The organism is Streptomyces sp. NBC_01257 (assembly GCF_035917255.1).
In the GTDB taxonomy this organism is placed as follows: Bacteria; Actinomycetota; Actinomycetes; order Streptomycetales; family Streptomycetaceae; genus Streptomyces.
Map to the genome: position 1 here is coordinate 3,163,460 of NZ_CP108472.1, position 23,407 is coordinate 3,186,866.

20 protein-coding genes and 2 tRNA genes are annotated in these 23,407 nt (G+C 70.2%); 9 read left to right on the forward strand and 13 right to left on the reverse strand.

From position 1 onward, the window contains the following. The first annotated feature begins 119 nt into the window (after positions 1-119). Complete coding sequence (locus OG408_RS13440; protein WP_326670020.1) at positions 120-1,142, forward strand: proline-rich domain-containing protein; 1,023 nt, start codon at positions 120-122, stop codon at positions 1,140-1,142. 78 nt (positions 1,143-1,220) lie between these two features. Here the strand turns inward: OG408_RS13440 and clpX are convergent, their stop codons facing one another. The 5 genes from clpX to OG408_RS13465 form a co-directional block, all read right to left on the reverse strand. Further along, a complete protein-coding gene (clpX, locus tag OG408_RS13445) occupies positions 1,221-2,519 on the reverse strand; it encodes an ATP-dependent Clp protease ATP-binding subunit ClpX (RefSeq protein WP_266778745.1) in 1,299 nt (432 codons plus the stop codon). A 157-nt stretch (positions 2,520-2,676) separates the two neighbouring features. Further along, complete coding sequence (locus tag OG408_RS13450; RefSeq protein ID WP_124717721.1) at positions 2,677-3,360, reverse strand: ATP-dependent Clp protease proteolytic subunit; 684 nt, start codon at positions 3,358-3,360, stop codon at positions 2,677-2,679. Between the two features lie 81 nt (positions 3,361-3,441). Then, a complete protein-coding gene (locus OG408_RS13455) occupies positions 3,442-4,047 on the reverse strand; it encodes an ATP-dependent Clp protease proteolytic subunit (RefSeq protein ID WP_266786151.1) in 606 nt (201 codons plus the stop codon). Positions 4,048-4,313: 266 nt separating this feature from the next. After that, the gene (tig, locus tag OG408_RS13460; RefSeq protein WP_266778747.1) at positions 4,314-5,708 is read right to left on the reverse strand and encodes a trigger factor; all 1,395 of its coding nucleotides are present in this window, start codon (positions 5,706-5,708) and stop codon (positions 4,314-4,316) included. Between the two features lie 151 nt (positions 5,709-5,859). Beyond that, positions 5,860-5,936 (reverse strand) — tRNA-Pro (locus tag OG408_RS13465). A gap of 165 nt (positions 5,937-6,101) precedes the next feature. Here OG408_RS13465 and OG408_RS13470 point away from each other — a divergent pair. After that, a tRNA-Gly gene (locus OG408_RS13470) sits at positions 6,102-6,175 on the forward strand. A 110-nt stretch (positions 6,176-6,285) separates the two neighbouring features. Here OG408_RS13470 and OG408_RS13475 read toward each other — a convergent pair. After that, the gene (locus OG408_RS13475) at positions 6,286-6,480 is read right to left on the reverse strand and encodes a hypothetical protein (RefSeq protein ID WP_266778749.1); all 195 of its coding nucleotides are present in this window, start codon (positions 6,478-6,480) and stop codon (positions 6,286-6,288) included. A gap of 491 nt (positions 6,481-6,971) precedes the next feature. Between OG408_RS13475 and OG408_RS13480 the strand changes: the two genes are divergently transcribed. Continuing rightward, on the forward strand, positions 6,972-8,123 hold the full coding sequence (locus OG408_RS13480) for an acyltransferase family protein (RefSeq protein WP_326670026.1): 1,152 nt from the start codon (positions 6,972-6,974) through the stop codon (positions 8,121-8,123). A gap of 69 nt (positions 8,124-8,192) precedes the next feature. Here the strand turns inward: OG408_RS13480 and OG408_RS13485 are convergent, their stop codons facing one another. Continuing rightward, positions 8,193-8,678, reverse strand: coding sequence for an HD domain-containing protein (locus OG408_RS13485; protein WP_326670027.1), 486 nt, complete (start codon positions 8,676-8,678; stop codon positions 8,193-8,195). Positions 8,679-8,830: 152 nt separating this feature from the next. Between OG408_RS13485 and OG408_RS13490 the strand changes: the two genes are divergently transcribed. Then, entirely contained in the window at positions 8,831-9,994 is a 1,164-nt protein-coding gene (locus tag OG408_RS13490) for a cation:proton antiporter (protein WP_266778755.1), read from the forward strand. Positions 9,995-10,044: 50 nt separating this feature from the next. Here OG408_RS13490 and OG408_RS13495 read toward each other — a convergent pair whose 3' ends face one another. Beyond that, positions 10,045-11,190, reverse strand: a complete 1,146-nt coding sequence (locus OG408_RS13495) for a PP2C family protein-serine/threonine phosphatase (RefSeq protein ID WP_266778757.1) — start codon at positions 11,188-11,190, stop codon at positions 10,045-10,047. 105 nt (positions 11,191-11,295) lie between these two features. On the opposite strand from OG408_RS13495, the gene OG408_RS13500 reads away from it, so the two are divergent. Further along, positions 11,296-12,528, forward strand: coding sequence for a GNAT family N-acetyltransferase (locus OG408_RS13500; protein ID WP_326670029.1), 1,233 nt, complete (start codon positions 11,296-11,298; stop codon positions 12,526-12,528). Between the two features lie 193 nt (positions 12,529-12,721). Here the strand turns inward: OG408_RS13500 and OG408_RS13505 are convergent, their stop codons facing one another. Beyond that, positions 12,722-13,531 carry an Fpg/Nei family DNA glycosylase gene (locus OG408_RS13505; protein ID WP_266778761.1) on the reverse strand — a complete coding sequence of 270 codons (810 nt, stop codon included), beginning with the start codon at positions 13,529-13,531 and terminating at the stop codon, positions 12,722-12,724. A gap of 73 nt (positions 13,532-13,604) precedes the next feature. After that, entirely contained in the window at positions 13,605-14,093 is a 489-nt protein-coding gene (locus tag OG408_RS13510; protein ID WP_266778763.1) for a ribose-5-phosphate isomerase, read from the reverse strand. 231 nt (positions 14,094-14,324) lie between these two features. Here OG408_RS13510 and OG408_RS13515 point away from each other — a divergent pair, with 231 nt between their 5' ends. Both OG408_RS13515 and OG408_RS13520 read left to right on the forward strand, forming a co-directional pair. Beyond that, on the forward strand, positions 14,325-15,785 hold the full coding sequence (locus tag OG408_RS13515; protein ID WP_266778765.1) for an amino acid permease: 1,461 nt from the start codon (positions 14,325-14,327) through the stop codon (positions 15,783-15,785). A gap of 89 nt (positions 15,786-15,874) precedes the next feature. Next, positions 15,875-17,173, forward strand: coding sequence for an FAD-binding oxidoreductase (locus OG408_RS13520; protein WP_326670033.1), 1,299 nt, complete (start codon positions 15,875-15,877; stop codon positions 17,171-17,173). On the opposite strand, the gene OG408_RS13525 is transcribed toward OG408_RS13520, so the two are convergent. Then, positions 17,154-17,750 (reverse strand): biotin transporter BioY, encoded by a 597-nt coding sequence (locus OG408_RS13525; protein ID WP_266778769.1) that lies wholly within the window; start codon positions 17,748-17,750, stop codon positions 17,154-17,156. The genes OG408_RS13520 and OG408_RS13525 overlap by 20 nt on opposite strands. Positions 17,751-18,141: 391 nt before the next feature. Here OG408_RS13525 and OG408_RS13530 point away from each other — a divergent pair, with 391 nt between their 5' ends. Then, the gene (locus tag OG408_RS13530; RefSeq protein ID WP_326670035.1) at positions 18,142-19,563 is read left to right on the forward strand and encodes an amino acid permease; all 1,422 of its coding nucleotides are present in this window, start codon (positions 18,142-18,144) and stop codon (positions 19,561-19,563) included. A gap of 192 nt (positions 19,564-19,755) precedes the next feature. Further along, positions 19,756-20,397, forward strand: coding sequence for a superoxide dismutase (locus tag OG408_RS13535; RefSeq protein ID WP_097866936.1), 642 nt, complete (start codon positions 19,756-19,758; stop codon positions 20,395-20,397). Between the two features lie 132 nt (positions 20,398-20,529). On the opposite strand, the gene OG408_RS13540 is transcribed toward OG408_RS13535, so the two are convergent. Together OG408_RS13540 and OG408_RS13545 are read right to left on the reverse strand one after the other, a co-directional pair. Beyond that, positions 20,530-21,993, reverse strand: coding sequence for a pyridoxal phosphate-dependent decarboxylase family protein (locus OG408_RS13540; RefSeq protein WP_326670038.1), 1,464 nt, complete (start codon positions 21,991-21,993; stop codon positions 20,530-20,532). Further along, positions 21,983-23,347, reverse strand: a complete 1,365-nt coding sequence (locus OG408_RS13545) for an MFS transporter (protein WP_326670039.1) — start codon at positions 23,345-23,347, stop codon at positions 21,983-21,985. Before OG408_RS13545 ends, OG408_RS13540 begins: the two co-directional genes overlap by 11 nt. Positions 23,348-23,407 lie beyond the last annotated feature (60 nt).

Consider the following 23,407-nt stretch of genomic DNA (forward strand, 5'->3'; position numbering starts at 1 on the left):
ACTGAAACCGGTTTGTTCAGTAACGGTCTCCCTCCCGGTGCCCCAAGCCCGCGAGCCGTCCGTCAGGATGTTCGGAACGCATAAGAACGCATGAGCATGACGAACAGGGGACACCGCAGATGAGCTACAACCAGCCGGGCCCGTACGGTGGCCAGCAGCCGCAGGGCCAGCCCGGACCGTACGGCGGTCCGCCGCAGGGTCAGCCGGGGCCGTACGGCCAGCAGCCCGGCCCGTACGGCGGTCAGCCGCCGCAGGGCCAGCCCGGCTACGGCTACCCCCAGCAGGCTCCTCAGGGCGTCCCGCCGCAGGGCCAGCCCCAGGACCCGGCCTACGGCTACCCGCAGGCCCAGCAGCCCGGCCCGTACGGCCAGCAGCCCCCCACTCCCCCGTACGGCGGCCAGCCGGCGTACGGCCAGCAGCCGGGCTTCCCCCCGGCCCCGCCGCAGAAGAAGAAGACGGGGCTCATCATCGGGGGCGCGATCGTGGCGCTGGCGGTCATCGCGGGCGGGGTGTACTTCCTGACGTCGGACGGGGGCGCCAGCAACAGCGATGTCGCGGACTCGACGAAGGGGTACAAGCTGACGCTTCCGGCCTCGGTGGACGCGTACAAGGCGCAGACCGCCGGCGGCAAAACCGTCAGCCCGCTGACCGGTGCCGACAAGACCTCGATCGAGTCCTCGGGGATCAAGAACCCCAGCGGGGTCAGCAACAGCTACCAGGGTGGCTCGGAGAAGGATCTGAGCATGAAGATCCTCAGCTTCCAGGGCTATTGGGGCGAGGTCAGCGACCCGGCTTCGGTGATCAACAACTCGTTCGACGAAGCCAAGGCGAACATGACCAAGGGCGACAGCGCGAGCAAGGCCGAACTGGTCGGTTCACCGAAGGACGTCAGTCCTGCCGGCTTCAAGGGCGCGGTGATGCGGTGCCAGAACCTCAAGATGGAGAACCCCGACGGCGACGGAAGCGTCGACAAGGGGCCGAAGTCCTTCGAGATGCCCGTCTGCATCTGGGCCGACTACAGCACCGTCGGCATCGTCACCGGCATCGACATGGGTCTCGCCATGACCAACAAGGCCATGTCCCAGGACGATGTGGCGGCGCTCGCCGCCAAGCTCTACAACACCTCCCGCACCAAGATCTGATCGCGACAACCCGAAGGGGCGCCCCGCCAGTTCACCTGGCCGGGCGCCCCTTCGCGTGCGTACGGGACGGAACCGCGGCTACGCCGACTTCTCGTGCCGGCCGTCGTCGCCCTTCCCGATCGTCCGCGGCTCGCGCGGGACCAGGGTCGGGTTGACGTTGTTGCGGACCACGTCCGAGGTGATGACGACCCGGGCGACGTCCTTGCGGGACGGCACCTCGTACATCACCGACTGGAGGACCTCCTCCATGATCGCGCGCAGGCCGCGCGCGCCGGTCTGGCGCAGGATCGCCTGGTCGGCGATGGCCTCCAGCGCCTCGCGCTCGAACTCCAGCTCCACGCCGTCGAGTTCGAACAGCCGCTGGTACTGCTTGACCAGCGCGTTGCGCGGCTCGATGAGGATCTGGAGCAGGGCCTCGCGGTCCAGGTTGTGGACCGAGGTCAGGACCGGGAGGCGGCCGATGAACTCGGGGATCATCCCGAACTTCACCAGGTCCTCCGGCATGACCTCCTGGAACTGGTCGCTCGCCTGGATCTCCCGCTTGGAGCGGATCGTGGCGCCGAAGCCGATGCCCTTGGCGCCGGCCCGGGACTCGATGATCTTCTCCAGGCCGGAGAACGCGCCGCCCACGATGAACAGCACGTTCGTCGTGTCGATCTGGATGAACTCCTGGTGCGGGTGCTTCCGGCCGCCCTGCGGCGGTACGGAGGCGGTGGTGCCCTCAAGGATCTTGAGGAGGGCCTGCTGGACGCCCTCGCCGGAGACATCGCGGGTGATCGACGGGTTCTCGCTCTTGCGGGCGACCTTGTCGATCTCGTCGATGTAGATGATCCCGGTCTCGGCCTTCTTGACGTCGTAGTCCGCCGCCTGGATCAGCTTCAGCAGGATGTTCTCGACGTCCTCGCCGACATAGCCGGCCTCCGTCAGCGCCGTCGCGTCCGCGATGGCGAACGGGACGTTGAGCATGCGGGCGAGCGTCTGCGCGAGCAGCGTCTTGCCCGAGCCCGTGGGGCCCAGCAGCAGGATGTTGGACTTGGCGAGTTCGATCGCGTCGTCACGGCTCGCCCCGCCGCCGTTCTCCCCGGCCTGGACCCGCTTGTAGTGGTTGTACACAGCGACCGAGAGGGCCTTCTTCGCGGGCTCCTGCCCGACGACGTACCCCTCGAGGAACTCGTAGATCTCGCGGGGCTTGGGAAGTTCTTCCCAGCGCACCTCGCTCGTCTCCGCGAGTTCCTCCTCGATGATCTCGTTGCAGAGATCGATGCACTCGTCGCAGATGTACACACCGGGTCCCGCGATGAGCTTCTTCACCTGCTTCTGGCTCTTTCCGCAGAACGAGCACTTGAGCAGGTCGCCGCCATCACCGATGCGTGCCACGAGGTGCTTCCCCTTCGCCTGGGAGACGCCTGGTTCAGCGGCTCCTGGTGCCTCTATCCGACGGTACCTTGCCTGGCCCCCCGTTCGGGCCCCCCTTGGCACGGTTCACACGGCCGAGACCGGGTGACCCTGCCGTACCAAGGGGTAAAGGCCGACGTCAGGCGGCCGCTCCGGCCGCGCTCTTACGGGTCGAGACGATCTGGTCGACCAGGCCGTAGGCGAGGGCGTCCTCGGCCGTCAGGATCTTGTCGCGCTCGATGTCGTCGCGGATCTTGTCGATCGGCGTGGTGGAGTGCTTCGCCAGCATCTCCTCCAGCTGGGTCCGCATCCGCAGGATCTCGTTGGCCGCGATCTCCAGGTCGGAGAGCTGCTCACGGCCGGTCTGCGAGGACGGCTGGTGGATCAGGACGCGGGCGTTGGGCAGCGCCATGCGCTTGCCCGGCGTGCCCGCGGCCAGCAGCACGGCGGCGGCGGAGGCCGCCTGGCCCATGCAGACCGTCTGGATGTCGGGCTTCACGAACTGCATCGTGTCGTAGATCGCCGTGAGCGCGGTGAACGAGCCGCCCGGGCTGTTGATGTAGATGGAGATGTCCCGGTCCGGGTCCATCGACTCCAGGCACAGCAGCTGCGCCATGACGTCGTTGGCGGACGCGTCGTCGATCTGCACGCCGAGGAAGATCACGCGCTCCTCGAAGAGCTTCGCGTACGGGTCGTACTCACGCACGCCCTGCGAGGTGCGCTCCACGAAGCGCGGGACGATGTAGCGGTTGTCCACCTGCGGGCCGGTGTAGAGGCCGCTCGCGGAGGCGCCGGGGAAGTTGTTCATGTGGGTGTTCACCATCCTGGTGGCGTTCTGTGGCTGGGTGTCTCGGCGTACGAGAGAGAAGCGGTGCGGTACGGCGCGAATCCGGTGGGAACCGGATCAGGCGCCGGTGCCGCCGCCGCCCGGAACGCCCGACGCGATCGTGATGATCTCGTCGATGAGGCCGTACTCCTTGGCCTCCTCCGCGGTGTACCAGCGGTCGCGGTCGCCGTCGCGGATGATCGTCTCCACGGTCTGGCCGGAGTGGCGGGCGGTGATCTCCGCCATCCGCTGCTTGGTGCGCAGCAGGTACTGGGCCTGGATCTTGATGTCCGAGGCCGTACCGCCGATGCCGGCCGAACCCTGGTGCATGAGGATGTCGGTGTTCGGGAGCGCGAAGCGCTTGCCGGCGGCGCCGCCGGTGAGCAGGAACTGGCCCATCGAGGCCGCCATGCCCATACCGATGGTGACGACGTCGTTCGGGATGTACTGCATGGTGTCGTAGACCGCCATGCCGGCCGTCACCGAACCACCGGGGCTGTTGATGTAGAGGTAGATGTCCTTGTCCGGCTCGGCGGCAAGGAGAAGCAGCTGTGCGGTGATCTTGTTGGCGATGTCATCGTCGACCTGCTGACCGAGGAAGATGATGCGCTCGCCGAGCAGTCGGCTGTAGACCTGGTCACCGAGGCCTCCACCGAGGGACGGCTCTCCGGCGGCGTAGGGCATCAGATTCGTCACGTATCCACCTGCTCGTCTCTGACGGCTCCGGCCGTCTCAGCGTCTTCGTACCGGGTGGGCCGGGACTCCCCGACCCTTCCTATTCATGGACCCTAACGCGCAGGTGGGACAACGCCATCCCGCTTCCGCAACTGTTCGCTGGGAGCGCAAGGTCCGCAGTCCGCACAAGGGTTGTGGGGGGCGTCCGCCAATACGACGACGGGCTCCGGACGCGGTGCGTCCGGAGCCCGTCGTACGGGGGTTCAGCGCGAGGCTCAGGCCTCGGTCTTCGCCTCGGCGGCGTCGGTGGTGCCCTCGGCGGCCTCGACGGCCTCCTCCGCCACGTCCGCCGTGTCTTCGTCGTCTTCCAGCTCGACGACCTCACCGTTGGTGTCGACGACCTTGGCGGCCTCGACGACCACGGCCAGCGCCTTGCCGCGGGCGACCTCGCCGACGAGCATCGGCACCTGGCCGCCTTCGACGACGGCCTGGGCGAACTGGTCGGGGCTCATGCCGGAGGACTGCGCGCGCCGCATGAGGTGCTCGGTGAGCTCCTCCTGGTTGACGTTCAGCTTCTCCTTGTTGACGAGCTCGTCAAGGATGAACTGGGTCTTGATGCCCTTGACGGCCTGCTCGGACGTCTCGGCCTCGAACTCCTCGAGGGTCTTGCCCTGGATCTCCAGGTACTTCTCGAGGTCGAGACCCATCTGGCCGAGCTGGTGGTGCTCCAGGTTGTGCTTGCGAGTCTGGACCTCGTCCGCCAGCAGCTTCTCCGGGATCGGGACCTCGGCGAGCTTCAGCAGCTCCTCGAGGACGCGCTCCTGTGCCTGGGTGGCCTGCTCGTACTGCTTGGTGCTCTCGAGGCGCTTGCGGCTGTCCGCCTTGAGCTCCTCCAGCGTGTCGAACTCGCTCGCCATCTGGGCGAAGTCGTCGTCCAGCTCGGGGAGCTCGCGGGCGGCGACGGCGGTGACCTTGACGGTGACCTCGGACTCCTTGCCCTCGGCGGAGCCGCCCTTCAGCTCGGAGGTGAAGGTGGCCTCGCCACCCGCCTCCAGGCCGGTGACGGCGTCGTCGATGCCTTCGAGGAGCTCACCGGAACCGATGGTGTACGAGACACCCTCGGCCACGCCGTCCTCCAGGACCTCGCCGTCGACCTTGGCCTGCAGGTCGATCGTGACGACGTCGCCTTCGGCGGCGGCGCGCTCGACCGGGTTGGTCGAGGCGAAGCGCTCGCGGAGCTGCTCCACAGCCTTCTCGACGTCCTCGTCGCTGACCTCGAGGGCGTCGACGGTGACCTCGATGCCGGAGTAGTCCGGGATCTCGATCTCGGGGCGTACGTCAACCTCGGCGGTGAAGGCCAGCAGTTCGCCGTCCTTCAGCTCCGTGATGTCGACCTCCGGCTGGCCGAGGACGTTGAGCTCACCCTCGTTGACGGCCTCGGTGTAGAACTTCGGGAGCGCGTCGTTGACGGCCTCCTCCAGCACCGCACCACGGCCGAACCGCTGGTCGATGACCCGGTTGGGGATCTTGCCCTTGCGGAACCCCTTCACCGTGACCTGCTGGTTGATCTTCTTGTACGCCGCGTCGAGGCTGTCCTTGAGCTCCTCGAAGGGCACCTCAATGCTGAGCCGAACCCGGGTCGGGTTCAGGGTCTCCACGGCGCTCTTCACGGTTCGGTCTCCTTGGTGGCTGACTTCTTGGGGTTCTGCTCCACCGCACAGGAGGCGGCTTCGCGGACCGAGCCCGGTACATCAGACACACGGGCACGCATTTTGCATAGTAACGGCAAGGGGGAGAACTCCCACAATGCGATCTTGCCGGTGGTCGGGGTGGCCGGATTCGAACCGACGACCTTCCGCTCCCAAAGCGGACGCGCTACCAAGCTGCGCCACACCCCGTCGGTGCGACACGTAGGGTACATGCAGAGAGGCAGTGCACCGGACGTTTCGCGAGGGCCCGCCGGACTCGGCGCCGCGCGCCGCGATACGGGTGTGCGGGCAGCGCCCGCGACCCGCTACGATGCTTCTCGTGCCGCGGTCCCCGTGACCTGCGGTGCGCTGCATGCGGGCGTAGCTCAATGGTAGAGCCCTAGTCTTCCAAACTAGCTACGCGGGTTCGATTCCCGTCGCCCGCTCCATGCTTCGGGCCCGGCCCGGCGGATCCCCTCGGGGACTACCGCCGGACCGGGCCCTTCGCGTTCCCGCGAGCGCGCGCCGACGCACCCCCCGGGGGGCGCACGCCGCGGCCTCAGAAGTTGATCTGGTTGATGGTCTCCGCTATCGAGTTCATGAACCTGTTGATCGACGGAGCCATGCCCGTCGATGCCAGGAAGAAGCCGAAGAGCACCGCGACGATCGCGGGTCCGGCCTTGATGGAGCCACCTCGGATCATGACCACGAGGATGATCGCCAAAAGAAGCACCACAGACAGTGAAATGGCCACGACTGCTCACACCCTCGGTCGGTCCGCCTTGCCGGCCCGGAGGCGTGCGGCCTCGCACTCCTCCGTTCCGTCCATCGTGCCACCAACTCCCCTGTGGTCGCTGCCAGGTGATGAATCGACCTGTCGGTATCGCGCCATCCTGCGCCCCCTGCGCCCCCCGTGCGCCGGTCGGCCGGCGGGGCCGCTCCGGGCGCCCGGATCCCTGCGGCCGCACGCCCGGCAACCGGAATGTCCCGCCGCCGCCGAGCCATAGGGCGGAATGATTGCAACGGTGATCGTTTCTGTTTCCACACAGTTTATTCACAGGCTTTCTCGGTGCCCGGCGAGACGTATTTCACTTCCTCCAACTGCCTGCCGATATGCACCATTTAAGGAGGATTAACGCGGGCATAGCGGACAGATTTTGATGGTTTGGCATTTGATAGGACGGGAACACGCGATATTCGAGGGCGGATTTACGCATTGCAATCGAGACGTCTAAGGTGTTTCAGATGTTCCACGCTCCGAACGCATTCGAGAGGGCTCCGATCCCACCGGCGACCCGGGAGTCGGAGCCCAGACGCCAAGCGCCGGTGGCAACGGCCGACAGTCCTGCGCAGGTCACGGACAGGCCCGCGCAGACCACTCCGGCGAAGAAGCGTGACGCCTATTTCGACAACGCCAAGTACCTGGCCATCGTGCTCGTCGCGGTGGCCCACTCGTGGGTGCCGGTCATGGACGGGAGCCGGGCCGCCCGCGCGCTGTACATGGTGACGTACACCTTCCACATGCCCGCCTTCATCATCATCTCGGGCTATTTCTCACGCTCGTTCGACATGAGCCCCGCGAAAGTGAAGCGCCTGGTCACCGGTGTCGCCGTGCCGTACATCGTCTTCGAGACGGCGTACGCGCTGTTCTACCGGTACGCGGACAACGCGCCGGACAGCATGATCAGCCTGACCGAGCCCTGGTACCTCACCTGGTTCCTTGCCGCCCTGTTCATCTGGCGGCTCACCACTCCGATCTGGCGCAGCCTGCGCCACCCGCTGGCCGTCTCGCTCGTCATCGCCTGCCTCGCCTCGCTGGCCCCCAGCATCGGCAACGACCTCGACCTTCCCCGCACGCTCCAGTTCCTGCCGTTCTTCGTGCTCGGGCTCCAACTCAAGCCCGAGCACTTCCAGTTGGTACGCCGCCGTGAGGTGCGCATGCTGGCCGTGCCGCTGTTCGCCGTCGCGGTGGTCTTCGCCTACTGGGCGGCTCACCGGATGCAGCTGGGCTGGTTCCTGCGCGACTCCTCCGCCCAGGACATGGGCAATCCTTGGTGGACCGGCGTGGTGATGACGCTCGCGCTGTTCGGTTGCGCCACGCTGCTCACCGCCGCCTTCCTGTCGCTGGTGCCGCGGCGCCACATGTGGTTCACGGTCCTGGGCGCCGGAACCATCTGCGGCTATCTGCTGCACGGGTTCATGGTGAAGGGCGCCGAGTACGCCGGTGTCTTCGACCACAACGAGTGGCTCATCTCGCCGACCGGACTGGTCCTGGTCACCGTCGTGGCCTCGGTCGGCGTGACGCTGATGTGCACGCCGCCGGTGCGGCGGGTCCTGCGCTGCGTGACCGAGCCGGACATGAACTGGGCGTTCCGCCGGGACGCCGCCAAGCTCTGAGCGGGGAACAGCACGACACCTGACACAGTGGAGCCCGGCCCCTGAGGGGCCGGGCTCCACTGTGTTGGCTCAATCCCGCTGTTGGGCGGGCGGTTGCGGGGCGGTGAGCCCGAGCAGTGCCCGCACCTGCGCATACTTCTCGGTCAGCCGGGTACGGGTCGCCGGCTCCAGCACCGCGAGGCGGGCCGGGTCCGCGTTGTGCGCGAGATCGGCCTCCTTGACCAGCAGCGCGCCGGGGGTGGCCAGGATGCGCCGGGTGTAAGCCGCCAGCTCCTCGCCGTCCCGTTTGGTCACCGCGAGGACCATGTCCTTGACCTGCTGCGGCAGCGCCGCCCCGGCGAGCCACCGCTCCGACAGCGCGTCGTCCTCGACCGCGTCGTGCAGCCAGGCCGCGGCGATCTGTTCGTCGCTGCCGCCCCTGGCCCGTACCCCCTCGGCGACGGCCGCGAGGTGTTCGGCGTACGGCCGGCCCGCCTTGTCCCGCTGGTCAGCGTGGGCCGCACGGGCCAGGGCCTCGATGTCGGTCAGGGTCAGCGGTGCGTCCGGAGCCGTCATGGGCCGACTCTATGCCCGGCTCCCGCACGCACACAGAGGCAGGCACAGTTGCAACGTCAATCGTTCGGTAAACTAATTACTGACGATTCCTTGGCGCTCTCTTGACCTACCGAAGGACCAGGCTCATCGGACACGCAGACACGCTCATCGCCATGGGCGGCGCCTTCCTCGCCGCCGCCGTCCTCGCCCGCGTCGGCAGCCGCATCGGACTGCCGACCATTCCGCTGTTCATCCTGGCCGGCATCCTGCTCGGCCCGCACACCCCCGGCATCGTTCTCGTCGCCGACCCGCACGACCTGGAGATGCTCTCCGCACTCGGTCTGGTGCTGCTCCTCTTCTACCTCGGCCTGGAGTTCCACCTCGACGACCTGAAGGCCGGCGGCCGCAAGATGGCGCTCGCCGGCGGCACCTATCTCGCCCTCAACGTCGGCGCCGGGCTCGGCTTCGGCTTCGCGCTGGGGTGGGGTACCTCGGAGGCGCTGGTCCTCGCCGGCGTGCTCGGCATCTCGTCGTCCGCCATCGTCACCAAGGTGCTGGTGGACCTCGGCCGCATCGGCAATCCGGAGACCAAGCCGATCCTCGGCATCATCGTCGTCGAGGACGTGTTCCTGGCCCTGTACCTCGCGGCCCTCCAGCCGATCCTCTCCGGCGCCGACAGCCTCGCGTCCGCGGCGGTCGACGGCGGCAAGGCCTTCGGATTCCTGCTGGTCCTCGCGCTGGCGGCGCGGTTCGGCACCAGGGTCATCGGCAAGCTCATCAACACCCGGGACGACGAACTCCTCGTCATCTCCTTCCTCGGCGCCGCCGTCCTGGTGGCCGGCATCTCCGAGTGGTTCGGGGTCGCGGACGCCATCGGCGCCTTCATGGTGGGCCTGATGCTCGGCAGTACGACCTCGGGGACCCGCATCCTCAAGCTGGTCCATCCGCTGCGCGACGCCTTCGGCGCGATCTTCTTCTTCGCCTTCGGCCTCTCCATCAACCCCGGCGACCTGCCGACCGTGCTGTGGCCGGTGCTGGCCGCCGTCGCGGTGACCCTCGCCATGAACGTCCTCGCGGGCCTCGCCGCCGCCAAGGTGTACGCGTTCGGCCCGCAGGCCACCGCGAACATCTCCACCACCCTGGTGGCGCGCGGCGAGTTCGCCCTGATCCTCGCCACGATGGCGGCCGGCGCCGGGCTGGACGAGCGGCTCTCACCGTTCATCGCGGGATACGTGCTCGTGCTCGCGGTCCTGGCACCGCTGGCGGCCGGGCGCTCGCACTGGCTGGCCAGGCTGCTGCCCGGCGGGCGCGAGGCCGTTCCGCTCCCGATCCGGTGACGGGCCGAACGCCGTTGACGCCCGTCCGCTTCCGTCCGGTTGCGTACGGTTCAGGACCTGCGTGACAGCAGCAGCAGCGCCCGGTCGTCGTTGACGTCCTTGGCGCAGGCCTCGATCAGGTGCCAGGCCGCGCCCTCGAAGCCCGTGGTGACATAGCGGTCGGCCTCGCCGGTCAGCCGGTCGATGCCCTCCGCGATGTCCCGGTCGGACGCCTCCACCAGCCCGTCGGTGAACAGCATCAGGACGTCGCCGGGGGCCAGGTGACCCTTCACCGCCTCGAACTCCGCCCCGTCGTAGACGCCGAGCAGCGGGCCCTCCGCCGCCATCTCCTCCCACTGGCCGCTGCCGGCGTGGAGCTGGAGGGCCGGCGGATGGCCCGCCGAGAGGAGCTCGTAGTCGCCCGACTCCAGGTCCAGCACCAGATGGATCGAGGTGGCGAAGCCCTCGTCCCAGTCCTGGCGCAGCAGATAGCCGTTGGCCGCCGGCAGGAAGCCGTGCGGGGGCAGCGATCCGAGGAGTCCGCCGAAGGCGCCGGACAGCAGCAGGGCCCGGGAGCCCGCGTCCATGCCCTTGCCCGAGACGTCGGTGAGTACGGCTTCGAGGGTGCGGCCGCCGTTGGTGCGGGCGGCGACGACGAAGTCCCCGGAGAAGGACTGCCCGCCCGCCGGGCGCAGCGACATCTCGCGGTGCCAGCCCTGCGGGAGGCGGGGCAGGGCGCTCTGCACCCGGATGCGTTCGCGCAGGTCGAAGAGCATGGTGCCGCCGCGCCGCCACGGGACGCCGACCCGGGCGCGGAACTGGGCGAGGATCAGGCCGAGGAACCCACAGGCCGCGACCGTCAGCACGGTCCCGGGGGTGACCCGCGCCGGGCCGCCCTCGTACGGGCCGAGCCAGATGGACTCCACGATCAGGGCGGCGGCGGCGGTCGCGTACAGGCCGAGGAGGCTGGCGGGGCGCAGCAGCAGGCCGCCCGCGACGATCGGCAGGACGAGCACGGTCGGCGAGCACCACACCGGGTTCAGCAGGGTGCCGCAGGTGATCGCGGGGATGGTCAGCAGCAGTCCGGCCAGGGCGATCCAGTCCGAACCGTCCCCGCGGAAGTAGTCGACCCCGGACCTGCGCAGCGTGGAGCGGACCCGGTGCGCCGATTTCCGCAATCGGGCCGGGTATCTCTCTGCTCCTGCGCGTCGGGCCATTGCGGGGACCTTATCCACCCGACGGGCTCCGGTGCAGGGGGACCCCGGTGACAATGCGTTCGAAATCGGTTCGCCCGTCCGCCGTACCCCTGGTAGGCATGGCATATGACTACAGAGCTCCGTGTGTTGAAGCCGGCCGAGTGGAACGAGTGGTTCGAGAGCCTGGAGCTGGCGTTCGGCGGGGACCCGGAGGCTCCCGAGCAGCGCGAACTGGATCAGGAACTGACCGAGTGCGAGCGGTCGATCGGGATCTGGGACGGCGACGATGTCGTCGCGACGGCGGGGGCGTTCAGCTTCCGGGTGGCCGTGCCGGGCGGGGCGCTGGTACCGGCGGCGGGCGTCACGATGGTGAGCGTCGCGGCCACGCACCGCAGGCGCGGTCTGCTGACCTCGATGATGCGCCGCCAGCTCGACGACGTACGGGCGCTGGGTGAGCCGATCGCCGTGCTGACGGCGTCGGAACCCGCGATCTACGGGCGCTTCGGGTACGGGGCGGCGACCCGCCAGATGTCCCTGTCGATCGACACGGACCGGGTGCGGCTGAGCGTGCCGGAGGGCACGGACGGGATCCGGCTGCGGTACGCGAAGAAGGACGAGGCGGTCGCGGCGTGCGAGAGCGTGTACGCGCGGCTGGTGGCGGAACGTCCCGGCACCCCGGCCCACGGTCCCGGCTGGGAGCGCAAGCCGCTGGTCGATCCGGTGAGTACGCGCCAGGGCGGCTCGGCGCTCCAGTGCCTGCTGGCGGAGCGCGACGGCGAGCTCGCGGGTTACACGAACTATCACATCAAGCCCGAATGGGACAAGGCCGGCCCCAAGGGCCGGGTCGTGGTGAGCGATCTCGCTGCGCTGGACCCGGCGGGGTACGCGGCGCTGTGGCGGTTCCTGTTCGGGATCGACCTGACGTCGACGGTCGAGGCGCGGAACCGGCCGGTGGACGACGCGGTGCTGCACCTGGTGTCGGACGTGCGGCGGTGCGACATCCGGCAGCGGGACTCGCTCCATGTGCGGCTGGTCGACGTGGGAGCCGCGCTGGAGGCGCGGACCTACCGGGGGCCGCTGGACGTGGTGCTCGATGTCGAGGACGCGTTCTGCCCCTGGAACGCGGGGCGTTGGCGGCTGACCGCCGACGCGAAGGGCGGCGCGTCGTGCAAGCGCACCGAGGAGGCTGCGGATCTGGCCCTGTCGGTACGGGAGTTGGCCTCCGCGTATCTGGGCGGCGAGGCACTGAGCGCGCTGGCGCTGGCCGGACGGGTACGGGAGCTGCGGGCCGGGGCGGTGACGGAGGCGTCGTCGGCGTTCCTGTCCGACGTGGCGCCGTGGCTGCCGCGGGGGTTCTAGCGGGGTGCGGGGCCGTCCGGGGACGGCGGGGTCCGGGGCTGTCCGGCGACGGTCCTTGTCCTCAATCGCCGGACGGGCTTGATCTCGCGGGGCGAGAGCGTAACGGCCGGGCGCCGCAGGCTGCCGCGCAGCGCCCTCCGGGCGCTCTGTCCTCAATCGCCGGACGGGCCTGATCTCGCCGGAATCGCCGTGATCAGCGGGACTGGCAGGTCGGGCACCAGAACAGGTTCCTGGCCGCCAGGTCCGCCGTGCGGATCTCCGTACCGCAGATGTGGCAGGCCTGGCGGGCGCGCCGGTAGACGTACACCTCGCCGCCGTGGTCGTCCACGCGCGGCGGGCGGCCCATCGCCTCGGGCAGGTGCTCGGGGCGGACCGTGTCGATGCGGTTGTTCCGTACGCCCTCGCGCATCAGCGCGCGCAGGTCCGCCCAGATCGCGTCCCACTCGCGGCGGGTGAGGTCCCTGCCCGCCCGGTACGGGTCGATGCCGTGCCGGAACAGCACCTCCGCGCGGTACACGTTGCCCACGCCCGCCACGACCTTCTGGTCCATCAGCAGCGCCGCCACGGTGATCCGGCTGCGGGAGATCCGCTGCCGGGCCCGCTCGCCGTCGTCGCCGTCGCGCAGCGGGTCGGGGCCCAGCCGGTCGTGTATCGCGCGCTTCTCGGCGTCCGTGATCAGGGCGCAGGTGGTGGGGCCGCGCAGATCGGCGTGGTGTTCGTCGTTCAGCAGGCGCAGCCGGACCGTGTCGGTGGGCGGCGGGGCCGGGACCGTACCGAATCCGAGCTTGCCGAACAGGCCGAGGTGGATGTGCACCCAGCCGGTGCCCTCGAAGCCCAGGAAGAGGTGCTTGCCGTGGGCGTCCGTCCCCTCCAGCACCCGGCCGTCGAGCAGGTCCGCGCTGTCGGCGAACTTGCCCTGCGGGCTGCTCACCCGCACCGGCCGTCCGGCGAACCGGTCCCGGTGGTCGTCCGCGAGGCGGTGGATGGTGTGTCCCTCGGGCACGACTGGGGCTCTCCTCGGTGACATGGCTGTGCCGCCGGGGACACCGGCGGCACGGTTCAGGACATGGGGTCGGTCAGCCCTGCTGCGGGTGGTGGGCCGGGACCGGGGGGAGCTCGCCGGTGTTCTCGTACGCCGTGAGCATCTCGATGCGGCGGGTGTGCCGCTCCTCGCCCGAGTACGGGGTCGCCAGGAAGATCTCGACGAACTTGGTGGACTCCTCGGCCGTGTGCATGCGGCCGCCGATGGAGATCACGTTGGCGTCGTTGTGCTCGCGGCCCAGTGCGGCGGTCTGCTCGCTCCAGGCGAGTGCGGCGCGGACGCCCTTGACCTTGTTCGCGGCCATCTGCTCGCCGTTGCCGGATCCGCCGATCACGATGCCGAGGCTGTCCGGGTCAGCGGCCGTCTTCTCGGCGGCACGCAGGCAGAACGGCGGGTAGTCGTCCTGGGCGTCATAGATGTGGGGACCGCAGTCGGTGACTTCGTGGCCCTGGGCCTTGAGCCACTCGACGAGGTGGTTCTTGAGTTCGTAACCGGCATGGTCGGATCCGAGGTACACGCGCATGGGAGGAGTGTGGCACGAGTGACGCCGGGTAGCCGACGACGGGGTGCGGTGTGGCCCCCGTGTGCGGGCCCTGTGTGCGGGATGCCACAGAGGCAACGATCCGGTCAACGAATCGGAGGAATGGGTTCCGCTTTCGGGGTTCGCCGGGCTTCAATGCATCGCTTGCCGCCCCACCACCGTGGGAGCGGCCAGGACGCAACCGAGTGATCCGAAAACGTAAGGATTCGATCCATGACGTCGCAGACGACTCTGGCAGGGCCGGGCCACGAGCCCGACGGGCCGGACCGTTCGGACCGGACGGGGCCCGGGGACGGGCTCCAGGCCGGTCTCAAGAACCGTCACCTCTCGATGATCGCGATCGGCGGTGTCATCGGCGCGGGCCTGTTCGTGGGCTCCGGAGCCGGCATCGCCGCCGCCGGACCGGCCATCCTGCTGTCGTACGCACTGGTCGGCCTGATGGTCGTCTTCGTGATGCGGATGCTCGGCGAGATGGCGGCCGCCCGCCCCGCTTCGGGCTCCTTCTCCACCTACGCCGACCAGGCGCTGGGCCGCTGGGCCGGTTTCTCCATCGGCTGGCTGTACTGGTTCTTCTGGGTCGTGGTGCTCGCCGTCGAGGCCACGGCGGGCGCCAAGATCCTGGAGAGCTGGGTGCCGGGCGTGCCCCAGTGGGGCTGGGCGCTGATCGTGATGCTGGTGCTGACCGCGACGAACCTGGTCTCGGTCGGTTCGTACGGTGAGTTCGAGTTCTGGTTCGCCGGGATCAAGGTGGTGGCGATCGGCGCGTTCGTGATCGTCGGCCTGCTCGCCGTGTTCGGCGTGCTGCCCGGATCGGACCACGCCGGGTCAGGGGTGGCCCACCTCACCGACACCGGCGGTTTCTTCCCGAAGGGTCCGGGCGCGATCCTCACCGGCGTGCTGATGGTCGTCTTCTCCTTCATGGGCAGCGAGATCGTGACGCTGGCGGCCGGTGAGTCGGAGAACCCGCAGCGCGCCGTCCAGAAGGCCACCAACAGCGTCATCTGGCGCATCGCCGTCTTCTACCTCGGCTCGATCTTCGTCGTGCTGACGCTGCTGCCGTGGAACGACCCGTCGATCCTCGACAAGGGCAGTTACGTCGCCGCGCTCGACGTCATCGGCATCCCGCACGCCGGCCAGGTGATGGACGTCATCGTGCTGACGGCCGTGCTGTCCTGCCTCAACTCGGGCCTCTACACGGCCTCCCGGATGGCCTTCTCGCTCGGCGGCCGCGGCGACGCCCCCAAGGCGTTCGCCCGCACCAACAAGCGGGGGGTGCCGCAGGCTGCGATCCTCTCCTCCGTCGTCTTCGGCTTCGTCGCCGTCTTCTTCAACTACCAGTGGCCCGACACCGTCTTCGCGTTCCTGCTGAACTCGTCCGGTGCGGTCGCCCTCTTCGTCTGGCTGGTCATCTGCTTCACCCAGCTGCGGATGCGCGGCATCATCCTGCGCGAGTCGCCGGAGAAGCTGGTCGTACGGATGTGGCTCTTCCCGTACCTGACCTGGGCGACCATCGCGATGATCTCCTTCGTGCTGGTCTACATGCTCACGGACGACGCCGGACGCGAGCAGGTGCTGCTGTCGCTGCTGGTCGCGGTGCTGGTGGTGGCCGTCTCGCTGGTACGTGAGGCGCGCCGGCGCCGCAACGGCGAACCGGCCGGGAAGACCGCCGGGTGACACCGGTCCATACCTGACGGGATCTGTCAGGTATCCCGGGGAGGCTCTCCTTCGTCAGCGCACCGAGCGAGCGAAGGAGAGCCTCCGCCATGACTGCCGTCCCCACCGGATACCAGACCGGATTCGCGATCCGCCCGGACCTCGTCGTCGAGGCCGCCGGGGCCGAGGACGTACGAACCGCCGTGGCCCGGGCCGCCCGGGACGGGCTCCGGGTGGGCGTCCACGCCACCGGGCACGGCCTGGCCGGGGCCGTCGAGGGCGGCGTCCTGATCGACACCCGGCGGATGGACTCCGTCCTGGTCGATCCGGTGCGCCGCACCGCCCGGATCGGCGCGGGCGTGACCTGGGGCCGGGTGATCGAGGCGGCCGCCCCGCACGGGCTCGCCCCGCTGAACGGCTCCTCCCCCGGTGTCGGCGCCGTCTCGTACACGCTCGGCGGAGGTCTCGGCCTGCTGGCCCGGGAGTTCGGCTACGCCGCCGACCTGGTCCGCTCGTTCGACGTGGTGACCGGGGACGGGGTGCTGCGCCGGGTCACCGCGGAGGACGAGCCCGAGCTGTTCTGGGGGCTGCGCGGCGGCGGGCACCGGCTGGGCGTGGTGACCGCGATGGAGACCGGGCTGGTCCCGGTGGCCCGGCTGTACGGCGGCTCGATCGCCTTCGACGGGGACGGGGAGGCCGGTGCTCAGGTGCTCCGGCGCTATCTGGAGTGGGCCCGGTCCGTGCCCGCGGCGCTGACCTCGTCGGTCGGCGCACTCGTCTACCCGGACCTCCCGCAGGTCCCTGCGGAACTGCGCGGCCGGTACGTGGTCTCGGTGCGGGTCGCGTACACCGGCTCCGCGGCCGAGGGCGAACGCCTCGTCGCACCGCTGCGGCCGGCCGGCCCCGTACTGGCCGACTCGCTGCGGGAGATGCCGTACACGGAGAGCCACACCATCCACAGCGATCCGCCGTTCCCGCACGCCTACTACGGGGACGGGCTGATGCTGCGCGGCATCGATGCGGAACGTGCGGCGCGGGTGCTGGAGCTGACCGGCCGGAAGGCGCCCACGATGACCGTGGTGCAGTTGAACCACCTGGGCGGCGCGCTGGCCGCCGCTCCGGAGCCGGACAGTGCGGTGCCCCACCGGGACGCCGGCTTTCTGCTGCGGCTGCTGTCACCGCTGGACGGGACGGACGTGGCGTCGGTCCGGGCGCTGTACGAGCAGGTGGCCGCGGTCCTGGGGCCGCTGGTCATTGGCCGTTCGCTGAACTTCTCCTTCGGCGGCGGGGACCGCACCGAGGACCTCCACGGCCCGCGGACGCACGAGAGGCTCGCCGGTCTGGTGTCGCGATACGACCCGGCGAGCCTCTTCGGTGGGAGCTACGGCATCAGCCGCGGCGGCCGATGAGCTTCCAGGACGCGGGCAGCGCGCCCATGGCGAGCGCGGCCTTCAGCGCGTCGCCGAGCAGGAACGGCGTCAGGCCGGCCGCGATCGCGGCGCTCGCCGACATGCCGGTGGACAGCGCCAGGTAGGGCACGCCGACCGCGTAGATGATCGCCGAGCCGAGCACCATCGTGCCCGCGGTGCGCAGCACCGAGCGGTCGCCGCCGCGGCGGGCGAGGCCGCCGACCACGGTGGCGGCGAGCAGCATGCCGAGCACGTAGCCGAAGGATGCGCCGCCCGCACCGGAGCTGCCGGCCGAGAACCACGGCATGCCGGCCATGCCGACGAGCGCGTACACGGCGAGGGAGAGGAAACCGCGGCGGGCGCCGAGCGCGGTGCCGACCAGGAGCGCGGCGAAGGTCTGGCCGGTGACCGGGACCGGGGAGCCGGGGATCGGCACGGCGATCTGGGCCGCTATGCCGGTCAGCGCGGCGCCGCCGAGCACCAGGGCGGTGTCCACGGCGTAGCGGTGCCGGACGGCGGGCAGCAGATCGGCGAGGACCGCTCCGGTACGGACGGGGGCGGCGGCAGCAGTGCTCATCGGGACTCCGCGGGGTGAGGGCAGGTGGGGACAGACTGAGGCTGACGTTAGCCGACGGAGTGTCGCCGGATCACCATCAGCGGCCGACAAAGCGGCGGTTGAGGGATTGGTGGGGTTCACACAAAGGACGGCACGCAATTGCGTCGGGGCGTGACGCTCGTCACTGAGGTGAGGGCGCATTCCACCTCCGGCGGCCGGGCAGGTCTCCGCAGGGCCGACTGTGAATTCCCTCTAAAGCGCCGGTTGGTGGCGGCGAGCGGCTCGTCGGGGCCGGGTGTGCGGCGTGTGTGAGCCTGGTGCCCGTATAGCGGACAGCTGTTCCCGGTGAACGGGGTGCGTGTTCAGACTGTGTACACGTCCCCCCGTCTCACCGACCGAACAGAGTTCGTCCATGCCCCGGACCTCCGCGCCTCCCCCCACCGGCTCCCCGGCCGTCGCATCCGACGCCGGGCGCGATTCGGCCCTCACCCACGGTCTCAAGCAGCGGCACCTGTCGATGATCGCCCTCGGCGGCGTCATCGGTGCCGGGCTGTTCGTCGGATCCGGCGCGGGCATCGCCGCCGCCGGTCCGTCGATCGTCATCGCCTACGCGGTCTCCGGACTGCTGGTCATGCTCGTGATGCGCATGCTCGGCGAGATGTCCGCGGCCAACCCGGCCTCCGGTTCGTTCTCCGTCCACGCCGAGCGGGCGATCGGGCCGTGGGCCGGGTTCACGGCGGGCTGGGCGTTCTGGGTGCTGCTCTGTGTCGCGGTCGGCCTCGAAGGCATCGGCGCCGCGCAGATCGTCAGCGGCTGGCTGCCCGGGACCCCGGAGTGGGCCTGGGTGGCGCTGTTCATGGTGGTGTTCCTGGGAACGAACCTTGCCTCGGTGACGAAGTTCGGCGAGTTCGAGTTCTGGTTCGCCGCACTGAAGGTCGCCGCGATCACGCTGTTCCTGGTGCTGGGGGTGCTGGCGATCCTCGGCGTGCTCCCGGGCACGGACGCCCCCGGCACCAGCAACCTCAGCGGGGACGGCGGCTTCATGCCGAACGGCTCCGAGGGCCTGGTCATCGGGCTGCTCGCGTCCGTCTTCGCGTACGGCGGTCTGGAGACCGTCACCATCGCCGCGGCGGAGTCCGAGAACCCGGTGCAGGGCGTCGCGAAGGCCGTGCGGACGGCGATGTGGCGGATCGCGCTGTTCTACGTCGGCTCGATGGCGGTCATCGTCACGCTGGTCCCGTGGGACGACCCGAAGGTGGTGGAGGTGGGACCGTTCTACGCGGCCCTGGACCACCTCGGCATCAGCGGCGCGGCGGAGATCATGAACGTGGTCATCCTGGTCGCCCTGCTGTCGGCGATGAACGCCAACATCTACGGCGCCTCCCGCATGGCCTGTTCGCTGGTCGCCCGCGGCCAGGGCCCGAAGCGGCTCGGCCGGGTCACCTCCGGCGTCCCGCGCACGGCGGTCCTGGTCTCGTCCGTGTTCGGCTTCCTGTGCGTGCTGCTGAGCTACTGGCGGCCGGACGACGTCTTCCCCTGGCTGCTCAACATGATCGGCGCGGTGATCCTGGTCGTCTGGATCTTCATCGCGGTCTCGCAGCTGGTCCTGCGCGCCCGGCTGGAGCGCGAGGCGCCCGAGAAGCTGGTGGTACGGATGTGGCTCTTCCCGGGCCTGACGGTGGTGGCGCTCCTCGCGATGGCCGGCATCTTCCTCCTGATGCTCCGCCAGCCCGACACCCGCGACCAGCTGCTGGCGACGGGCGCGCTGACGGCGGTCCTGATCGTGATCGGTGTCGTACGGCAGCGGCGTTCCGCGGCGGCGCCGCACGCGTAACCCCCGTAGGCGAGAACGCCGGGCGGGCCGGAGCGATCCGGCCCGCCCGGCGTTTCCGTGTGCGCCCGCACGGGTCCGCGGGGCCATGGTCCTAAGCCGAAGGGCTGATCCACTCCCGCCCCTTCCTGCTGTTAGCCTGCTCTTGCATATAGGTTGCAATAACAACAGGACAGCAGCTGGAGGGTTCGAACCATGGCCACGTACACGCTCCCGGAACTCCCGTACGACTACGCGGCGCTCGAACCGGTCATCAATCCGCAGATCATCGAGCTCCACCACGACAAGCACCACGCCGCGTACGTGAAGGGCGCCAACGACACCCTGGAGCAGCTGGAGGAGGCACGGGACAAGGAGGCGTGGGGAGCGATCAACGGTCTCCAGAAGAACCTCGCGTTCCACCTCTCCGGCCACATCCTGCACTCGATCTACTGGCACAACATGACCGGTGACGGCGGCGGTGAGCCCCTCGCGGCGGACGGCGTCGGCGACCTCGCGGACGCGATCACCGACTCCTTCGGCTCCTTCGCGGGCTTCAAGTCCCAGCTGACGAAGGCCGCGGCGACCACGCAGGGCTCCGGCTGGGGCGTCCTCGCGTACGAGCCGGTCAGCGGCAGGCTGATCGTCGAGCAGGTCTACGACCACCAGGGCAACGTGGGCCAGGGCTCGGTCCCGGTCCTGGTCTTCGACGCCTGGGAGCACGCCTTCTACCTGCAGTACAAGAACCAGAAGGTCGACTTCATCGAGGCGATGTGGCGCGTCGTCAACTGGCAGGACGTGGCGAAGCGGTACGCGGCCGCCAAGGAGCGCGCGGACGTCCTGCTCCTCGCGCCCTGACGCACAGCGCCCGGAAACGTCCTGCCTCGTGATCGTCTTCTCACCTTTCACCGGGCAGGCGGATGAAGGAAGGCCCCCCGCGAGGACATGACTCGCGGGGGGCCTTCTGTGTGCGGGGGCTCACCCGCGCCCTCAGATCCGGAACACCGACCCCACGAACTCCGCGAGCAGCCGCTCCTTCAGCGGACCCGGCAGGGCGTCCAGCAGGACCAGGACCGGAGCCATCCGGGTGGGCAGGCCGCCGTCGCCGGTGAGGCCGGCGAAGGCCAGGACGGCCTCGATCTCGTCCGGGCCGAGCTTCGACGGGTCCAGCCCGGCGGCCAGCCCGGCCAGTGCGGGGTCCACCGCGACCGGGGGCAGGGCGCGGGCGGAGCCCAGCGCCGCGTCGAGGTCGGTGAGCAGGGCGTCGACCTGGCCGACCGTGGCCGGGGTCAGGGTGAGGTGGAGGTTGGGCGGCAGGCCGTCGAAGGAGAGCTGCGGCTGGAGGTACCAGCCGCGCTCCCGCATCTCGTCGGCCAGGTGCAGCAGCAGGCTCAGCCCCGGGGCGCCGTCCGGGCCGTCCACGACGGTGAAGGCGACGAGCCCGGCCGACGGGTCACCGAGCACCCGCACGTCCGGCATCGCGCGCAGCCCCGCGAGCAGCCGGTCGGAGGCCTCGGCGACCCGCCCCGCCAGTGCGGTGTAGCCGTCCTCGCCCACGTACCGCAGCACCGCCCACGCCTGGGCCAGCAGGCCGGCGGACTTGGTGCCCTGGACGGTGGGGTTGACGACCGGGTAGCCGGGCCAGCCCGCGTGCGCGAAGTACTGGTGGCGGCGGAGTTCCGCGTCCCGGTAGAGCACCACGGAGGCGCCCTTGTCGGCGTAGCCGTACTTGTGCAGGTCCACGGAGAGCGAGGTGACGCCGGGGACGGAGAGGTCGAACGGCGGTATCTCCCGTCCCGCGCGCCGCAGATGGGGCAGGATCCAGCCGCCGATGCAGGCGTCCACATGGCACAGGACGCCCCGCTCCGCGGCGGCCGCGGCGATCTCGGGGACCGGGTCGGTCACCCCGTGCGCGTACGAGGGGGCCGAGGCGACGACGAGGGCGGTGCGTTCGGTGATCGCGGCGGCGACGGCGGCGGCGTTCGCCCGGTAGGTCACGGGGTCGACGGGCACCACGACCGGTTCCAGGCCCAGATAGGCGGCCGCCTTGTGGAAGGCCGCGTGGGCGGTGGAGGGCAGCACCAACTGAGGTTCGGTGACGCCGCGTTCGGCCTTCGCGTGGTCGCGGGCGGTCTTCACCGCGAGCAGGATCGACTCGGTGCCGCCGCTGGTGAACGTGCCCTGCGCGCCTGGCGCACCCAGCAGCGCCGCCGCCGCGCCCACCACGTCGTTCTCCAGCCGGGCCACGCTCGGGAAGACCGTCGGGTCCAGGCCGTTGACGGTGGCGTACGCGCGGTACGCGGCGGCGGCCAGCTCGTCCAGGCCCTCCAGTCCGGCGTCGTAGACGTACGCGAAGGTCCGGCCGCCGCGGGTGGGGGCGTCGGCGCCGCGCAGGGCGGTGAGTTCGGCGAGGACGTCCGCCGCGGGGACGGCGGGGGCGGGGTCAGTCGGCATGGGCGGGCTCTTCCTGATCAGGGGCTCGGTACAGATGCAGCAGCCAGAGGCTCGCCGCGGCCAGCACGGCGGGCAGCACGCTCATGCCGAGGGTGATCCCGGTCAGCGCCGCCTCCGGCTGCGCGACCCGGTGGTCGGCGTCCGAGGACCGGAAGCCGGTCACGGCCAGCACCAGGGCGAACGCCCCGGCGCCCAGCGCGAAGGCGAGGGTCTCGGCGGCGGTCCAAAGCCCGGTGAACGTCGCGGCCCGCTGCTTCCCGGTCCTGGCCCGGTCGTCGGCGAGGGTGTCGGCCAGCAGTGTGAGCGGCAGCAACTGGAGTCCGGCGTAGGCGATCCCGATCACCGCGACCGCCGCGTAGCCGAGGGCCGGGCCGGCCTGCCGGGTGAAGGCGAGCGCGAGCGCGCCGACGAGGTAGAGGAGCGAGGCGCACCACTGGGCGTACGTGGTGGAGCGGAGCCGGGCCAGCCGGTTCCACAGCGGCATGAACAGCACCAGCGGGCCGATCAGGCAGGCGAAGAGCGGGGTGACGGCGCTCGCCGAGCCGAGGGTGTACGTGGCGAAGTACTGGACGCCCGCGAGCATCACGCCGATCGCCAGGGCCTGGAGCGTCCACATGGTCACGAGGTGACGGAACGGCCTGCTGGAGCGGGCGGCGGCGAGCTGGGCGCGCAGCGAGGGTTCGGACTCGCTGCGGGCGACGGCGGGGGCTCCTCGGGTGGCGGCCCAGGCACCGAACATGCCGGCGGCGAGCAGCACGGCGACCGCGAGGCCCATCAGCCGGTAGCTCGCCGGGGTGTCGCCGTCGGCATGGGCGATGGCCGGGGCGAGCGCCCCGGACAGCAGGATGGCGACGCCGAGGAAGGCGACCCGCCAGCCGAGGATCCGGCGGCGCTCCTGCGGGTCCTCGGTCATCTCGGCGGGCATCGTCACGTACGGCACCTGGAAGACCGCGTAGGCGGTGGCGGCCAGCAGGAACAGGGCCGCCACGTATCCGGCGGCGGCCGCGCCCCGCAGCGGCGGCGCGGCGAAGAGCAGGGCGAAGAGCGGCGGCAGGGTGCACGCGCCTGTCAGCAGGAAGGGGCGGCGCGGTCCGCCGCGCAGCCGGCTGCGGTCGGAGACGGCTCCGACCAGCGGATTGATCAGGACGTCCCAGGCCTTGGGCAGGAAGACCGCGGCGCCCGCGACGGCGGCGGGCACGGCCAGCACGTCGGTCAGGTAGTAGAGCAGGATCAGCCCGGGCACGGTGGCGAAGGTGCCGGTGCACAGCGAGCCGAGCCCGTACCCGATCCGGACCCGGCGCGGCAGACCCGCGGCCGGTTCCGCGTTCCGGTCCGTGCGGGCGTCGGCTGACATGCCGCAGATCATGAACGAGAGTTCGAGCCCGCGGCAAGGGTCCGGCGTGACGTGCGTGTG

Excerpts from the sequence above, each read along its gene's own strand:
- OG408_RS13440 (WP_326670020.1), top strand. The coding sequence starts at position 120 with ATGAGCTACAACCAGCCGGGCCCGTACGGTGGCCAGCAGCCGCAGGGC.
- OG408_RS13450 (WP_124717721.1), bottom strand. The coding sequence starts at position 3,360 with ATGGTGAACACCCACATGAACAACTTCCCCGGCGCCTCCGCGAGCGGC.
- OG408_RS13455 (WP_266786151.1), bottom strand. The coding sequence starts at position 4,047 with ATGCCCTACGCCGCCGGAGAGCCGTCCCTCGGTGGAGGCCTCGGTGAC.
- OG408_RS13480 (WP_326670026.1), top strand. The coding sequence starts at position 6,972 with ATGTTCCACGCTCCGAACGCATTCGAGAGGGCTCCGATCCCACCGGCG.
- OG408_RS13485 (WP_326670027.1), bottom strand. The coding sequence starts at position 8,678 with ATGACGGCTCCGGACGCACCGCTGACCCTGACCGACATCGAGGCCCTG.
- OG408_RS13490 (WP_266778755.1), top strand. The coding sequence starts at position 8,831 with ATGGGCGGCGCCTTCCTCGCCGCCGCCGTCCTCGCCCGCGTCGGCAGC.
- OG408_RS13495 (WP_266778757.1), bottom strand. The coding sequence starts at position 11,190 with ATGGCCCGACGCGCAGGAGCAGAGAGATACCCGGCCCGATTGCGGAAA.
- OG408_RS13500 (WP_326670029.1), top strand. The coding sequence starts at position 11,296 with ATGACTACAGAGCTCCGTGTGTTGAAGCCGGCCGAGTGGAACGAGTGG.
- OG408_RS13510 (WP_266778763.1), bottom strand. The coding sequence starts at position 14,093 with ATGCGCGTGTACCTCGGATCCGACCATGCCGGTTACGAACTCAAGAAC.
- OG408_RS13515 (WP_266778765.1), top strand. The coding sequence starts at position 14,325 with ATGACGTCGCAGACGACTCTGGCAGGGCCGGGCCACGAGCCCGACGGG.
- OG408_RS13520 (WP_326670033.1), top strand. The coding sequence starts at position 15,875 with ATGACTGCCGTCCCCACCGGATACCAGACCGGATTCGCGATCCGCCCG.
- OG408_RS13525 (WP_266778769.1), bottom strand. The coding sequence starts at position 17,750 with ATGAGCACTGCTGCCGCCGCCCCCGTCCGTACCGGAGCGGTCCTCGCC.
- OG408_RS13530 (WP_326670035.1), top strand. The coding sequence starts at position 18,142 with ATGCCCCGGACCTCCGCGCCTCCCCCCACCGGCTCCCCGGCCGTCGCA.
- OG408_RS13535 (WP_097866936.1), top strand. The coding sequence starts at position 19,756 with ATGGCCACGTACACGCTCCCGGAACTCCCGTACGACTACGCGGCGCTC.
- OG408_RS13540 (WP_326670038.1), bottom strand. The coding sequence starts at position 21,993 with ATGCCGACTGACCCCGCCCCCGCCGTCCCCGCGGCGGACGTCCTCGCC.
- OG408_RS13545 (WP_326670039.1), bottom strand. The coding sequence starts at position 23,347 with ATGTCAGCCGACGCCCGCACGGACCGGAACGCGGAACCGGCCGCGGGT.